At 38.5% G+C, this 13920-nt stretch carries 16 protein-coding genes and 1 pseudogene; 11 read left to right on the forward strand and 6 right to left on the reverse strand.

Annotated elements, in window-relative coordinates; genetic code table 11:
* Positions 1 to 10 precede the first annotated feature (10 nt).
* Both prsA and WKI23_RS05065 read left to right on the forward strand, forming a co-directional pair.
* Positions 11 to 952, forward strand: a complete 942-nt coding sequence (gene prsA, locus WKI23_RS05060; RefSeq protein WP_368079163.1) for a peptidylprolyl isomerase PrsA — start codon at positions 11 to 13, stop codon at positions 950 to 952.
* Between the two features lie 308 nt (positions 953 to 1260).
* Positions 1261 to 1356, forward strand: a pseudogene (locus WKI23_RS05065) (IS630 family transposase); the annotation flags it as partial.
* Positions 1357 to 1713: 357 nt separating this feature from the next.
* Here the strand turns inward: WKI23_RS05065 and WKI23_RS05070 are convergent.
* The 4 genes from WKI23_RS05070 to WKI23_RS05085 all read right to left on the reverse strand — a co-directional run bounded on the left by WKI23_RS05070 (position 1714) and on the right by WKI23_RS05085 (position 4553).
* Positions 1714 to 2334 (reverse strand): histidine phosphatase family protein, encoded by a 621-nt coding sequence (locus tag WKI23_RS05070; RefSeq protein ID WP_368079164.1) that lies wholly within the window; start codon positions 2332 to 2334, stop codon positions 1714 to 1716.
* Positions 2331 to 2816, reverse strand: a complete 486-nt coding sequence (locus WKI23_RS05075; protein ID WP_368079165.1) for an aminoacyl-tRNA deacylase — start codon at positions 2814 to 2816, stop codon at positions 2331 to 2333. The genes WKI23_RS05070 and WKI23_RS05075 overlap by 4 nt, the downstream gene beginning before the upstream one ends.
* Positions 2816 to 3658 (reverse strand): DUF368 domain-containing protein, encoded by an 843-nt coding sequence (locus tag WKI23_RS05080; protein ID WP_368079166.1) that lies wholly within the window; start codon positions 3656 to 3658, stop codon positions 2816 to 2818. The genes WKI23_RS05075 and WKI23_RS05080 overlap by 1 nt, the downstream gene beginning before the upstream one ends.
* Before the next feature lie 94 nt (positions 3659 to 3752).
* Positions 3753 to 4553 carry a glycoside hydrolase family 25 protein gene (locus WKI23_RS05085; protein ID WP_368079167.1) on the reverse strand — a complete coding sequence of 267 codons (801 nt, stop codon included), beginning with the start codon at positions 4551 to 4553 and terminating at the stop codon, positions 3753 to 3755.
* A gap of 144 nt (positions 4554 to 4697) precedes the next feature.
* Here WKI23_RS05085 and glmU point away from each other — a divergent pair, with 144 nt between their 5' ends.
* From glmU to WKI23_RS05125, 8 genes are all read left to right on the forward strand, one after another.
* A complete protein-coding gene (gene glmU, locus WKI23_RS05090; protein ID WP_368079168.1) occupies positions 4698 to 6077 on the forward strand; it encodes a bifunctional UDP-N-acetylglucosamine diphosphorylase/glucosamine-1-phosphate N-acetyltransferase GlmU in 1380 nt (459 codons plus the stop codon).
* A gap of 9 nt (positions 6078 to 6086) precedes the next feature.
* Positions 6087 to 6650, forward strand: coding sequence for an NUDIX hydrolase (locus WKI23_RS05095; protein WP_368079169.1), 564 nt, complete (start codon positions 6087 to 6089; stop codon positions 6648 to 6650).
* Positions 6643 to 6957, forward strand: a complete 315-nt coding sequence (macP, locus tag WKI23_RS05100) for a cell wall synthase accessory phosphoprotein MacP (RefSeq protein WP_000517865.1) — start codon at positions 6643 to 6645, stop codon at positions 6955 to 6957. Before WKI23_RS05095 ends, macP begins: the two co-directional genes overlap by 8 nt.
* A 16-nt stretch (positions 6958 to 6973) precedes the next feature.
* Positions 6974 to 7666, forward strand: a complete 693-nt coding sequence (locus WKI23_RS05105; RefSeq protein ID WP_368079170.1) for a 5'-methylthioadenosine/adenosylhomocysteine nucleosidase — start codon at positions 6974 to 6976, stop codon at positions 7664 to 7666.
* 76 nt (positions 7667 to 7742) lie between these two features.
* Positions 7743 to 8234, forward strand: a complete 492-nt coding sequence (gene rocS / locus WKI23_RS05110; RefSeq protein ID WP_000021242.1) for a chromosome segregation protein RocS — start codon at positions 7743 to 7745, stop codon at positions 8232 to 8234.
* Between the two features lie 97 nt (positions 8235 to 8331).
* Positions 8332 to 8922 (forward strand): 3'-5' exonuclease, encoded by a 591-nt coding sequence (locus WKI23_RS05115; protein WP_368079171.1) that lies wholly within the window; start codon positions 8332 to 8334, stop codon positions 8920 to 8922.
* 8 nt (positions 8923 to 8930) lie between these two features.
* Positions 8931 to 10694 carry a glycerophosphodiester phosphodiesterase gene (locus tag WKI23_RS05120; protein WP_368079172.1) on the forward strand — a complete coding sequence of 588 codons (1764 nt, stop codon included), beginning with the start codon at positions 8931 to 8933 and terminating at the stop codon, positions 10692 to 10694.
* A gap of 328 nt (positions 10695 to 11022) precedes the next feature.
* Positions 11023 to 11982, forward strand: a complete 960-nt coding sequence (locus WKI23_RS05125) for an Rpn family recombination-promoting nuclease/putative transposase (protein WP_368079173.1) — start codon at positions 11023 to 11025, stop codon at positions 11980 to 11982.
* A 269-nt stretch (positions 11983 to 12251) separates the two neighbouring features.
* On the opposite strand, the gene WKI23_RS05130 is transcribed toward WKI23_RS05125, so the two are convergent.
* A complete protein-coding gene (locus WKI23_RS05130) occupies positions 12252 to 12605 on the reverse strand; it encodes a type II toxin-antitoxin system PemK/MazF family toxin (protein WP_368079174.1) in 354 nt (117 codons plus the stop codon).
* Positions 12606 to 12676: 71 nt separating this feature from the next.
* Entirely contained in the window at positions 12677 to 12979 is a 303-nt protein-coding gene (locus tag WKI23_RS05135) for an AbrB/MazE/SpoVT family DNA-binding domain-containing protein (RefSeq protein WP_368079175.1), read from the reverse strand.
* A 164-nt stretch (positions 12980 to 13143) separates the two neighbouring features.
* Here WKI23_RS05135 and WKI23_RS05140 point away from each other — a divergent pair.
* A partial coding sequence (locus WKI23_RS05140; protein WP_368079176.1) for an ISL3 family transposase occupies positions 13144 to 13920 on the forward strand: 777 nt, incomplete at its 3' end.

Below are 13920 nucleotides of genomic sequence, written 5' to 3' on the forward strand. Positions count from 1 at the left end.
AGGAGTAGACATGAAGAAAAAACTATTGGCAGGTGCCATTACACTATTATCAGTAGCCACTTTAGTAGCTTGTTCGAAAGGTTCAGAAGGAGCAGACCTTATCAGCATGAAGGGGGATGTCATCACAGAACATCAATTTTATGAGCAAGTGAAAAGCAACCCGTCAGCCCAACAAGTCTTGCTAAATATGACCATCCAAAAAGTTTTTGAAAAACAATATGGGTCAGAGCTTGATGATAAAGAGGTTGATGATACCATTGCAGAAGAAGAAAAACAATATGGCGAAAACTACCAACGTGTCTTGTCACAAGCAGGAATGACCCTTGAAACACGTAAAGCTCAAATTCGTACAAGTAAATTGGTTGAGTTGGCAGTTAAGAAGGCAGCAGAAGCAGAATTGACAGATGATGCTTACAAGAAGGCCTTTGACGAGTACACTCCAGATGTAACGGTTCAAATCATCCGTCTTGATAATGAAGATAAGGCCAAAGAAGTTCTTGAAAAAGCTAAGGCTAGTGATGCAGACTTTGCTCAATTAGCTAAAGATAACTCAACTGATGAGAAAACTAAAGCGAACGGTGGAGAAATCACCTTTGACTCTGCTTCAACAGAAGTACCGGAACAAGTTAAAAAAGCTGCTTTTGCTTTAGATGTAAACGGTGTTTCTGATGTGATTACAGCAACTGGCACACAAGCCTACAGTAGCCAATATTACATTGTAAAACTCATTAAGAAAACAGAAAAATCATCTAACATCGATGACTACAAAGAAAAATTAAAAACTGTTATCTTGACTCAAAAACAAAATGATTCAACATTTGTTCAAAGCATTATCGGAAAAGAATTGCAAGCAGCTAATATCAAGGTCAAAGACCAAGCCTTCCAAAATATCTTCACCCAATATATCGGTGGCGGAGATTCAAGCTCAAGCAGTAGTTCATCAAACGAATAGTCCAAATCAATGAGTCAGGGAAAAAACTCGACTTCAGGAAAAAATGAAGTAAATTTTCCCACAATAAAACGCATAGTACAAGGTTTTCAATACCTGATATTATGCGTTTTTTGATTTCAAAGACTTTTTGACCAGCCTCATTTTTTTAACTTGCTACTCAGTGAAAAGCAAAGATTAAACTAGGAAGCTAGCTGTAGGCTGCTCAAAGAACAGCTTTGAGGTTGCAGATAAAACTTATGAGGTCGCCAACATATATAATGTGAAGCTGACGTGGTTTGAATAGATTTTAGAAGAGTATGAGTCTGGAAGTTTTAATGGATAATGCAAGATTCCATAGAATGGGTAAGCTAGAGTTCTTATGTGAAGAGTTTGGGCATAAACTTTTACCTCTTCCTCCCTACTCATCTTATACTCAATGAAAATCAAAGAGCAAACTAGGAAACTAGCCGCAGGTTGTACTTGAGTACGGCAAGGCGACGTTGACGCGGTTTGAAGAGATTTTCGAAGAGTATTAGTATAGAAAAGTGAATCTGAACTAGTACATCACTGTTTCTAAAACATTCTTATAAATTGATTTAAATTCTCAAATCACATTATTCAGTTCTTATTTCATTTTGCTCTACAATCCTGTTGAGAAGACACGTGTTCATATCAAAAAGGTATTGGCAAGTTGCAATACCTTTTTACGAGGCTCTTTTGTCTTATTTTTGTTTCAACTGACTATATCTCCTATGGTTCTAGTTCAGAAGGCTAGGCTATAATTATGATTGATAAGAAGTATCATTCCAAGTATCGAGAGTGAATGTTTCAAAATCAAGGGTTTCAAGAATGGTCAGGCTGGCATTTGCTAGACCACCATCTTTACGAAGAAGAGGTTCTTTATAGCCTAGAAGAGTACGAAGACTGGCAGTAAGATTAGCGCCGTGGCCGACAATTAGAATACGTTCAACCGGACTATCTTTGAGTGATTTGATAAATTGGATGGTCCGTTGAGTTGTGCTATAGAGGGATTCGGCTTCGAACATTTGAGTGTCAAACTTGGCAAGATTCGTACGGAAAGCCTGGATTTGTTGTGGGTAAATAGCTTCCAAGGTTGCGATTTTCAAACCTTCCAACTTCCCCAGCTGCCATTCACGGAGATTAGGAACACTTTCTAAAGGACAGGGGGTCTGGAATTGACTTTGGATAATCTCGGCAGATTTGACAGCTCGAGGTAAATCACTTGCATAAATCTGTTCAAATGGAATTTCCTTGAGATATTGGCCAAGTTGTTTTAGGGTTTCAATGGATTCAGGAAGAAGGGGAGAATCGCCACTAGCACCTTGAAAGCGTCCTTCTTGGTTCCAGACGGTGCGGCCGTGGCGGACAAAATAGAGTTTCATTCTTGGCTGTCCTCCAAAATATCTGCAAAGTTAGCCTTTACAAAGCTAGCCAAGTCTTGTGGCGCGACGATAATGCTGGTCCCCACTTCGCCTGCAGAGACAATCATTTGATCCAACCCTAGAGCAATTTTATCGATGAAAATGGGATAATTGTGTTTCTGACGAATTCCGACAGGATTATTTGCTCCATGAATATAACCTGTTGTTTTTTCCAAGTCCTTTTGTGGAATCATGCTCACTTTTTTATTGCCAGAAATTTTGGCGAGTTTCTTTTCCGACAAGTGTTTAGTGATGGGCACAATTCCGATAATCGGTCCTGTTTTATCTCCCAAAAGAGCTAAGGTTTTGAAAATCTGATCTCGTTCATAACCTTGCGGAAGTTCTCCTTCCAGGGCATTGATTTGAATCCCCTGATGTGGGATACCTGCTTTAGATAGGATTTGTTCCACCAATGTTTTTTTGATTTTAACTTTTTTTGCCATTATTTATACTTATCCTCCAATTGGCTCATCCAAATACCAAGCCAGATTCCCAGTGCAAAGAAGAAGGCGATGATGACATAGCCAACAAGTGAGAGGCCGGTGTATTGGATACTTTCAGCGTTTCCTGCATTTGGAATCAAGATCAAAAGGGTACTTGATAGGACAATACCGATGATGAAATGATAGACGCGTGAGTGGTAGTTGTTTAAGGCATAATCCATCAATTTTGAAAAAACGATGAGAGTGGCACCTGCCCCGATTCCAATCGGGAAGAAGGTACCCAAGAGGTCAAAGGTTTTAAAACCAGTCAACATAGGAGCATAGAGACCCAAAATCAAAAGTAGATTTGATGGGCTGAGGCCAGGAACTAATACACCAAGAGCCAATAGTGCCCCTGCTAGGACGAAATTAAGAAAGCTTGCACTTAAGGTTCCAACGATGAAATTTAAGGCATAGAGACCTAGTCCAGAAATGATAAAGGTTGCCCAGAACCAAGCCAAATCAATCTTGTCTCGGTCAGATTCTCGAGTTGATTCCTTGAGGAGGCTAGGAACTGTACCAATGATGGCGCCTGCAAAGCTCCATAAGACAAAGACCTGATAATTTTCAAGCAAGTATTCAATCGGGTAAGAAAATAAGCCGATTCCCAGAAGCATACCAATGGCAACTGGTATAAAATACAAAACATTTTCTTTAAAGTCTTTAAAGGGATGGGCCAGAAAGCCAATCATCCGTTCATAAATTCCTAAGATTGCTGCTAGAACCCCTCCGGAAATTCCCGGTAGAATAAATCCAAGAGCAATGACAATCCCTTTAATAAGGCGTGCTAACCATGAGAGCATATGTTTCCTCCAACTATTTCTATTTCAAAAAATCCTTATTATATTGTATCACAATCAAACACAAAAAGAAAAAGCAAATGCTAAACAAATGCTTTTAAGGTTTTAAAAAGAGTTTTCTAAAGGTTTCTTCTTTGTTTTTTAAGGGAGAGATGACGTTGATATCCAAATCGTGGTCAAAGCCGGCAATTTTTCCTTTAGATGTGTATTGGTGAATATCATAATCTAAATCAGTTTTAGGACTGCTCTCCAAAAATCCTGAGTTAGAGCCGTAGGACGGAATCCAAACAGAGGTAAACTTGCCTGTATCAATACTGTGTTCTTCCATGAAGTAGACACCAACGTAGATGCCGATGTTTTTAGCACCTAGTGATGCTAATTTTGCTCGAAAGGCTTCAACACCCTCGTTCATATTGGACATGGTTTTGTCCTCTACGTCTAGCCAATAGTAACTAGGGCTGTAAGGAGAGGCTGCATTGTAGAAAACCTCAGCGGCTTTTTCCATTTCTTGGACACTTTTTCCAGCTACATAAGCGTAGACCCCAACGGGGACATTCCGTTTTTGAAGTTCAGTGATATGACTCTTATAGGCCTTGTCTATTCCATTGATAAAGGAAGCATCATTTTCTTTTGTCGTTTGAGCACCGCTGTGAACACGAACAATAGCGCCTGAAATATTTTGTGAGAGGGCATCGTAGTTGATTTCCTCAGGACGCTGCCAGCCAGAGAGGTCAATAATCGGTTTGTCTAAGTGTTTCAAAGCCTGTGCTTCAATCTGCGCTATGTTGGATTTTGTTTTAAATGATTGGTTGTCATTAAGTGGGCGATTGATGATTAAAATGAAAATTATGATTCCAAAAAAACCAAATAAAATAAGTGGATGAATTTGTTTTCTCATATCTCATAATTTTACCCTAAAAATGAAAAAAAATCAAAAAAAATGGGTTAAGGAAAGGACTTTGGAGCATTTTTTCATTCAAGGGCGCGGAATGATTTGAAATATGGTATAATAAAAGGGAATTTCTACAGAAAAGAGAAGATTATGTCAAATTTTGCCATTATTTTAGCAGCGGGTAAAGGGACTCGCATGAAATCTGATTTGCCAAAAGTGTTGCACAAGGTTGCGGGTATTTCTATGTTGGAACATGTTTTCCGTAGTGTGGGAGCTATCCAACCTGAAAAGACAGTAACAGTTGTCGGACACAAGGCAGAATTGGTTGAGCAGGTCTTGGCTGGACAGACAGAATTTGTGACTCAATCTGAACAGTTAGGGACTGGCCATGCAGTTATGATGACAGAGCCTATCTTAGAAGGTTTGTCAGGTCACACCTTGGTTATTGCAGGAGATACTCCTTTAATCACTGGTGAAAGCTTGAAAAACTTGATTGATTTCCACATCAATCATAAGAATGTAGCGACTATCTTGACTGCTGAAACAGATAATCCTTTCGGCTATGGACGAATTGTTCGTAATGACAATGCTGAAGTTCTTCGCATTGTTGAGCAGAAGGATGCCACAGATTTTGAAAAACAAATCAAGGAAATCAACACTGGAACTTACGTCTTTGACAACGAGCGTTTGTTTGAGGCTTTGAAAAATATCAATACCAATAACGCTCAAGGTGAATACTATATTACAGATGTCATTGGCATTTTCCGTGAGGCTGGTGAAAAAGTTGGTGCTTATACTTTGAAAGATTTTGATGAAAGTCTTGGTATAAATGACCGTGTGGCTCTTGCGACAGCTGAGTCAGTTATGCGTCGCCGCATCAATCACCAACACATGGTCAATGGGGTCAGCTTTGTCAATCCAGAAGCAACTTATATCGATATTGATGTTGAGATTGCTCCTGAAGTTCAAATCGAAGCCAATGTTACCTTGAAAGGTCAAACTAAAATTGGTGCTGAGACTGTTTTGACAAATGGTACTTATGTAGTGGACAGCACTATCGGAGCAGGAGCTGTTATTACCAACTCTATGATTGAAGAAAGTAGTGTTGCTGATGGAGTGACAGTCGGTCCGTATGCCCACATTCGTCCAGGTTCAAGTCTAGGTGCCCAAGTTCATATTGGAAACTTTGTTGAGGTGAAAGGTTCTTCTATCGGCGAGAATACCAAGGCTGGTCATTTGACTTATATCGGAAACTGTGAAGTGGGTAGCAAGGTTAATTTCGGTGCTGGAACCATTACAGTCAACTATGACGGTAAAAATAAATACAAGACAGTCATCGGTAACAATGTCTTTGTTGGTTCAAATTCAACCATTATTGCGCCAGTAGAACTTGGTGACAATTCCCTCGTTGGGGCTGGTTCAACTATTACCAAAGACGTGCCAGCGGATGCTATTGCGATTGGTCGCGGACGTCAGGTCAACAAAGACGAATATGCAACACGTCTTCCTCATCATCCTAAGAATCAATAGGAGCCTATCATGGAATTTGAAGAAAAAACGCTTAGTCGAAAAGAAATCTATCAAGGACCAATATTTAAACTGGTCCAAGATCAGGTTGAATTACCAGAAGGCAAAGGAGTTGCCCAACGGGATTTGATTTTCCACAATGGAGCTGTCTGTGTTTTAGCAGTAACGGATGAGCAAAAACTTATCTTGGTCAAGCAGTACCGCAAAGCCATTGAGGCTATCTCTTACGAAATTCCAGCAGGAAAATTGGAAGTAGGAGAAAATACAGACCCTATAGCAGCAGCTCTTCGTGAATTAGAGGAAGAAACAGCCTATACAGGGAAGTTAGAACTCTTGTACGATTTTTACTCAGCCATTGGCTTTTGTAATGAAAAGTTAAAACTATACCTAGCAAGCGATTTGACGAAAGTGGAAAATCCGCGTCCCCAGGATGAGGATGAAACATTGGAAGTTCTTGAAGTGAGCTTAGAAGAAGCCAAGGAATTGATCCAATCAGGTCATATCTGTGATGCCAAGACAATTATGGCTGTTCAGTATTGGGAATTGCACACAAATAGAGGAGGTCAGTATGGGTAAACCTTTATTAACGGATGAAATGATTGAAAGAGCTAATAGAGGCGAAAAAATTTCAGGTCCTCCTTTGCTAGATGATAATGAGGAGACTAAGATTTTACCAACCTCTTCTTCCCGTTTCGGTTATGCCAATCCTAAGGATCATGGTTTTAGTCAGGAAACCTTGAAGATTCAGGTCGAACCGTCTATTCATAAAAGCCGTCGTATTGAAAATACTAAGAGAAATGTCTTCAATTCTAAGTTGAATAAGATTTTATTTGCAGTCATCTTTCTCTTGATTTTGCTTGTCTTAGCAATGAAACTTTTGTAATCGAAAAGGAAATGAAATGAAAATAGGAATTATTGCGGCAATGCCAGAAGAACTGGCTTATTTGGTCCAGCATTTAGACAATGCCCAAGAGCAAGTTGTTTTGGGGAATACCTATCACACAGGAACTATTGCCTCTCATGAAGTCGTTCTTATAGAAAGTGGAATTGGTAAGGTCATGTCTGCTATGAGTGTGGCGATTTTGGCTGATCATTTCCAAGTGGATGCTCTTATCAATACAGGTTCAGCTGGGGCAGTAGCAGAAGGGATTGCTGTTGGGGATGTCGTGATTGCTGACAAATTAGCCTATCATGATGTGGATGTCACAGCATTTGGCTATGCTTATGGACAAATGGCGCAACAACCGCTTTATTTCGAATCAGATAAAACCTTTGTTGCCAAAATCCAAGAGAGTTTATCTCAATTGGATCAAAACTGGCACCTTGGCTTAATTGCTACAGGAGATAGTTTTGTGGCAGGAAATGACAAGATAGAAGCGATTAAGTCTCATTTCCCAGAAGTTTTAGCAGTTGAGATGGAGGGAGCAGCTATTGCTCAGGCAGCGCATGCCCTTAATCTTCCAGTCTTAGTCATCCGAGCTATGAGTGACAATGCCAATCATGAAGCAAACATCTCTTTTGATGAGTTTATTATCGAAGCTGGACGTCGCTCCGCTCAAGTCTTACTAGCCTTTTTGAAGGCCTTAGATTAAGCGGAAATTTGACAGTTTTTCTAGCTTATGATAAGATTTAAGTAAAGAAAAGCTAGAAAACGTTTCAGAGGATATTATGAGTATTGAAATGACCGTCAGTGAGATTGCAGAGGTCTTAGGATTATCTCGCCAAGCAATCAATAACCGTGTCAAAGAATTACCAGAAGAAGACACAGATAAAAACGACAAAGGGGTAACAGTCGTTACCAGAAGTGGCTTGATTAAGCTAGAAGAAATCTATAAAAAAACGATTTTTGAAGATGAGCCTGTCAGTGAAGATGTCAAGCAACGTGAACTGATGGAGATTCTAGTGGACGAAAAGAATGCAGAAATTCTTCGTCTCTATGAACAATTAAAGGCCAAGGATCGTCAATTATCAGAAAAAGACGAGCAGATGCGTATCAAAGACCGTCAGATTGCTGAGAAAGACAAACAACTCGATCAGCAACAACAATTGACTCTTCAAGCCATGAAGGATCAAGAAAATCTTAAGCTAGAGCTGGACCAAGCAAAAGAAGAAGTCCAATCCACTAAGAAAGGCTTTTTTGCTCGTTTATTTGGAGGATAATCAAGGAGCTGTTTAGGTTACATGCTAACCTGATGGCTTCTTTTGTTTGTGAATAGTATAGTTGATTAGAACAGAGACAGTAGAGGAGAGGTATAGAATGGAACGATTAGAAGAGTACATTGCTTTTGATTTAGAATTTAATCAGCATGAAGGACAAACACACTTGATTCAAGTATCGGCAGTCCGTTTTAGAGATGGTCAGGAAATCGATGCCTATGATTCCTATGTTCATACCAGCGTCCCTCTAAAAAGTTTTATCAATGGATTGACGGGAATTACAGCTGAGACCTTAAAAGATGCTCCTCCAGTGGAGAAAGTTATAGCAGAATTCCAAGAGTTTGTGGGTTCTTTGCCCATGGTAGGTTACAATGCAGCTAAAAGTGATTTGCCTATTCTAGCAGACCATGGTTTAGACTACAGCCAGCAGTACAAGGTGGATCTGTATGATGAAGCCTTTGAACGTCGTAGTTCAGATTTACATGGTATTGCCAATCTCAAATTGCAAACCGTTGCCTCATTTCTCGGATTTCAGGGACATTCCCATAATAGCTTGGAGGATGCTCGGATGACGGCGCGTGTGTACGAGTCCTTCTTAGAGTCAGATCAAGCTAGGGAATTGTTAGAGACAGAAAGTAGCCTATCAAACAATCCTTTTGGTGGCTTGGACTTGTCTCAATTATTTGACTAGGAGTGCCTATGAAACCTGAAAAACCTAAAAAATTGGGTTTTAAACAGATTTACCTCAATCTTGATAAAATCCTCTTTCTATTTTTCTTGATTTTTATGATAGTGGAGTATTTGTGGGTACCATTCAATTCATGGTTGGCTAGCTTCTTATTAGATCAGACAGGTTATCTTTTTATTTCCTATAACAATGTCTTAGCAATCCTTACTCATTCTCCATTGATTAGTCTAGCTTTTTTGGTTTTGATTATCATTAACCTGCTGGTCGCCTATTTTCAAATAGGACTCCTCTTTATCGGTGCTCGCCATCTCCTCTATCATGAAAAGCGGAGACTAATTGAGTATATCCGCAAGGTTTTCCATGAAAGTTTTGGATTTATGAAAAAACTGACCTGCGCCAAAGCCTTGTTTATCTTTTTCTATATAGCTATGCTTTTTCCTTTTATACGGAAAATGCTGAAGATTTATTATCTCAATAAAATCGTCATTCCAGAGTTTATCCAAGATTATTTAGAAGATAAATATTGGATGTGGTGGCTGAGCATCCTACTTCTATCTCTTATCTTTCTCTATGTCTCTGTCAGATTGATGTTTGCCCTTCCGAAGATTGTATATGATCAGCTGACTGTTCGAGAAGCAGTGATGTTTAGCTTGGAGAAAACCAAGAAAAGAGTTGCTTTTTATGCTTGGAATTTATTTTATATCTTGCTCAAGGCAAATTTATTATTTTATCTTCCTTTGATTCCTTTGTTATTGGCTCAAACTTTGGTAGATGACATCACTCAGAGAGAGTCTCTGATTCTTGGTATTTTGAATTTTGTCGTGATTAAAAATCTTTATTATATGGCTCTGACTTACTTTTTGGTTAAATTTGTTTCATTTTTGACAGGAAAGGAGCTGGATATGCTTCCTCGGAGAGAAAAAGATCACATCATGCGATGGGGAGTCATGACTTGTGCCAGTCTTTTCTTTGCCTTAGAAGGTTATATTTATCTGGAGGCTCCCATGGTTCATCTACCTCAGCTTATTTCTCACCGAGGGGTTTCCAATGCAAACGGGATTCAAAATACAGTAGAGTCCTTGGAAACTACAGCACAACTCAAACCAGACTTGGTGGAGACGGACGTGCAGGAAACAAAAGATGGGCAGTTTGTCATGATGCATGATGCTAACTTGAAAAATCTAGCAGGTATCAATAAAAGTCCTCAAGACTTAAACTTGGAGGAGCTTAAAGGGATTGATATTTTTGAAAATGGCTACCAGACTAAAATTTCAAGCTTTGAAGATTATCTCAGTCGAGCCAACGAACTTGGTCAAAAATTACTAATTGAAATTAAAACCAGTAAAAAAGATAGTCCAGACATGATGGACCGCTTTTTAGCCCGTTATGCTGCAAAGCTCAAGATTTATGGTCATCAAATCCAGTCTTTAGACTACCATGTTGTCGAAAAAGTAAGACAGTATGATGCCGAACTGCCAGTTTATTTTATCATGCCCTACAATTCTGTTTTTCCTAAAACAAAGGCGACAGGATATACCATGGAGTACTCAACCTTGGATGAATACTTTGTAAGCAAACTATGGACAACGGACCAGAAACTTTATGTATGGACTGTCAATGATTCAGAAGCTATCAATAAATCGCTTCACTTAGGAGTAGATGGAGTGATTACAGATGATTTGGAAAAAGTTCAGTGGGAAATAGAAGTTGCCCAAGAAGATCCAGAATATACGGATTTGCTTTTGAAAAAAGCTCTGGAATTCTTTGAATTTTAGTAAGCAAAAAGAGGAACGGATGTTCCTCCCCTGATAGGTAAGTATTCTTGTGAATGCTTGCTTTTTTTGTGGTTGCAATACGGTTTACGAGAAATGTTTGTCTTGTTTTTATTTCAATCAACTTTATAGTAATTTGAGATTGGAATAGTACATTACAACTTCTAAAATAGTACTAAAAATTGGGAAGATTCATTTATTCGCTATATCCATTAGAAAGAATTGATTAAAAATTAGGAGACTTTTAATTTCTTTTCCGAATAAATAGATAGAAGCATAGAATCTAGCAAACCTAGATTAAAAAATGTGCTATAATAGAAGGAGGAAAAGGATGATTCTAAGACATCCGGGCATCAGCCCAACTAATGACTTGGTTGCTAAGAAAATCTTTAGCAATCCAGAAATCACTTGTCAATTTATTCGCGATATGCTGGACTTGCCAGCCAAAAATGTGACCATTTTAGAGGGGAGCAATATTCATGTATTACCTTCCCTGCCTTACTCAGCGCAAGATTTCTATACCAGTATAGATGTTTTGGCTGAACTAGATAATGGAACCCAGGTAATTATTGAAATTCAAGTTCATCATCAGAATTTTTTCATCAATCGTTTGTGGGCTTACCTTTGCAGTCAGGTCAATCAGAATCTTGAAAAAATTCGTCAACGAGAAGGTGATACCCATCAGAGTTACAAACACATAGCACCTGTTTACGCAATAGCTATTGTGGATAGTAATTATTTCTCAGATGACTTGGCTTTTCATAGCTTTAGCATGCGCGAGGATACGACAGGTGAGGTCTTAACCATCACAAATAACGGTCAAGAACACCATCTAGTCAAGATGGCGTTCTTAGAATTAAGAAAATACAGAGAAACCAGCAAAGACGAGGTTCGCAAGCCGTGGTTGGAGTTTTTCGGGAATAAGCCCTTTACCCAGCAACCTGAGCGAGCCATCAGCCAAGCAGATCAACTGCTGGACTACAAGAGCTGGTCCGAGGAGGATAGGAAGATGTTTAGCCAACTACGTATGCGCGAAGAGCAAGCTTTGTTAGCACAGGACTATGCCTTGGAAACAGCTAGGGCAGAAGGTATTGAACAAGGTTTAGAGCGTGGCCTTGAACCAGGACGAGCAGAGGGGATTGAACAGGGACTGGAGCGTGGGAAAGTTGAAGGAAGGGAAGAAGGAAAACTTTTTGCATTCTTAGACATGGTTCGCCAACATGTTTTAACTTCCGAATTCGCCAGCCAGCAGTTAGGCATGACTGTCGCTGAGTTTGAGGCGTTGTTGTAAGACTATAGAATAACTTATAACATAAAAGTGAACAGGACTGAAATATCGTCTTGTTCACTTTTTATTTTCTATAGTAGATTGAAATAAGATATGAACAAATTGATTAGGAAAGTAAAATTAATTTCTAGAAATGTTTTAGAATCCGTAGCGTACTATTCTAAATTCAATCCACTATACTATCCAACAAAGTCCTCACTCGATTATATACCACAAAAAGAGAAGGCATCAAGTCCTTCTCTTTTGCCCAGCCTCTTTTTCTATGAATAATCTTAAAAGATTACTGCTTTTAAACGACCTAACACCTGCTCCAATTCTGACTTAACTAGATAACAATCGTTATCAAATTTATATTCACGTTCAACTAAATCAAGTGTTCTAGGTTGGTCGCACATAACATAGCTTTTCTCAGACAAGCAATTGATTTCAACCTTCATTGGACCTGGTTTTGTAGTAACAGGAAGTACAATTACGAGACCATATCTATTGAATTCTCGTTTACTAATAACTACGGCTGGTCTATAATTTGCTTGCTCATGTCCAATACTTGGGTTAAAATCAAGCCAAATAATATCACCTTGTTCCAATTCAGACAAATCACAAGATATATGAGAGTTATTATTCATACTATAAACAAATTCCTTTCTATAAGATTATATTTAGAGTATAAACTACGTTTAAACAGTTGTCAAGTGCTTTAATATATTTCTCGACCAACTGGTGTTAAAACATCCCAATCATAAACTTCTCTATCATAAAGTTCATACTCTTTCATTAAATCCTCCAAAGAAAATTCTGGAATATTCAATACTTCTTTGTTATTTTCAACAACAAATTTATCATTTTCAAAAATAAATTTTAAATCATCACCTATTTTTAAACCATAATTATCAATCATAGATTTAGGCAACAAAATACCCAGTCCATTGCCCCATTTTCTGACTGTTTTTACTTCATTTTTAACCACTGGTTGGTTAATTGTCATTGCATGTGTTCTCATTTTATCTCCTCCTGATTTTTACCAAACTGTACCAAAATAGGTATAAATGTACCAAACTAAGTACATCTCTAGTATAAACTAAGTTTAAACAAAAATCAATAGATTTGTTGATTTTTTCTATTATTTTTTAAATAAGCAAGCAAACCATCATTAGAAAGAATCATATGGAACAATTACATTTTATCACAAAACTACTCAATATTAAAGACCCTAATATCCAGTTTCTAGACATCATCAATAAGGATACACACAAGGAAATCATCGCTAAACTGGATTATGATGCCCCATCTTGTCCTAATTGCGGAAGCAAAATGAAGAAATATGACTTTCAAAAACCGTCTAAGGTTCCTTACCTTGAAACGACTGGTATGCCTACTAGAATTCTCCTTAGAAAACGCCGTTTTAAGTGCTATCAGTGCTCGAAAATGATGGTGGCTGAGACTTCTATCGTCAAGAAGAATCACCAAATCCCTCGTATCATCAACCAAAAGATCGCTCAAAAGTTGATTGAAAAGACTTCTATGACCGATATTGCTCATCAGCTGTCTATTTCAACTTCAACTGTTATTCGCAAGCTCAATGACTTCCGGTTTAAGCATGATTTTTCTTACCTCCCTGAGATTATGTCCTGGGACGAGTACTCCTTTACCAAGGGAAAGATGAGCTTTATTGCGCAAGATTTTAAAAAACTCAACATCATCGCTGTTCTTGAGGGCAGAACACAAGCCATCATTCGAAATCACTTTCTTCGATACGATAGAGCTATTCGTTGTCAGGTAAAAATCATTACTATGGATATGTTTAGTCCCTACTATGACTTGGCTAAACAGCTTTTTCCGTGTGCCAAAATCGTTCTAGATCGCTTTCACATTGTTCAACATCTAAGCCGTGCTATGAGTCGTATGCGTATCCAAATCATGAATCAGTTCGATCGAAAGTCT

Origin of the sequence: Streptococcus pseudopneumoniae (genome assembly GCF_038148955.1) — a bacterium.
Classification (GTDB): domain Bacteria; phylum Bacillota; class Bacilli; order Lactobacillales; family Streptococcaceae; genus Streptococcus; species Streptococcus pseudopneumoniae_T.

What these genes read in the sequence shown, in the direction of transcription:
- WKI23_RS05085 (WP_368079167.1), bottom strand. Translation starts at nt 4,553, where the DNA reads ATGAGAAAACAAATTCATCCACTTATTTTATTTGGTTTTTTTGGAATC.
- WKI23_RS05115 (WP_368079171.1), top strand. Translation starts at nt 8,332, where the DNA reads ATGGAACGATTAGAAGAGTACATTGCTTTTGATTTAGAATTTAATCAG.
- WKI23_RS05125 (WP_368079173.1), top strand. Translation starts at nt 11,023, where the DNA reads ATGATTCTAAGACATCCGGGCATCAGCCCAACTAATGACTTGGTTGCT.
- WKI23_RS05075 (WP_368079165.1), bottom strand. Translation starts at nt 2,816, where the DNA reads ATGGCAAAAAAAGTTAAAATCAAAAAAACATTGGTGGAACAAATCCTA.
- WKI23_RS05070 (WP_368079164.1), bottom strand. Translation starts at nt 2,334, where the DNA reads ATGAAACTCTATTTTGTCCGCCACGGCCGCACCGTCTGGAACCAAGAA.
- glmU (WP_368079168.1), top strand. Translation starts at nt 4,698, where the DNA reads ATGTCAAATTTTGCCATTATTTTAGCAGCGGGTAAAGGGACTCGCATG.
- rocS (WP_000021242.1), top strand. Translation starts at nt 7,743, where the DNA reads ATGAGTATTGAAATGACCGTCAGTGAGATTGCAGAGGTCTTAGGATTA.
- WKI23_RS05120 (WP_368079172.1), top strand. Translation starts at nt 8,931, where the DNA reads ATGAAACCTGAAAAACCTAAAAAATTGGGTTTTAAACAGATTTACCTC.
- WKI23_RS05095 (WP_368079169.1), top strand. Translation starts at nt 6,087, where the DNA reads ATGGAATTTGAAGAAAAAACGCTTAGTCGAAAAGAAATCTATCAAGGA.
- WKI23_RS05105 (WP_368079170.1), top strand. Translation starts at nt 6,974, where the DNA reads ATGAAAATAGGAATTATTGCGGCAATGCCAGAAGAACTGGCTTATTTG.
- macP (WP_000517865.1), top strand. Translation starts at nt 6,643, where the DNA reads ATGGGTAAACCTTTATTAACGGATGAAATGATTGAAAGAGCTAATAGA.
- prsA (WP_368079163.1), top strand. Translation starts at nt 11, where the DNA reads ATGAAGAAAAAACTATTGGCAGGTGCCATTACACTATTATCAGTAGCC.
- WKI23_RS05080 (WP_368079166.1), bottom strand. Translation starts at nt 3,658, where the DNA reads ATGCTCTCATGGTTAGCACGCCTTATTAAAGGGATTGTCATTGCTCTT.
- WKI23_RS05135 (WP_368079175.1), bottom strand. Translation starts at nt 12,979, where the DNA reads ATGAGAACACATGCAATGACAATTAACCAACCAGTGGTTAAAAATGAA.
- WKI23_RS05130 (WP_368079174.1), bottom strand. Translation starts at nt 12,605, where the DNA reads ATGAATAATAACTCTCATATATCTTGTGATTTGTCTGAATTGGAACAA.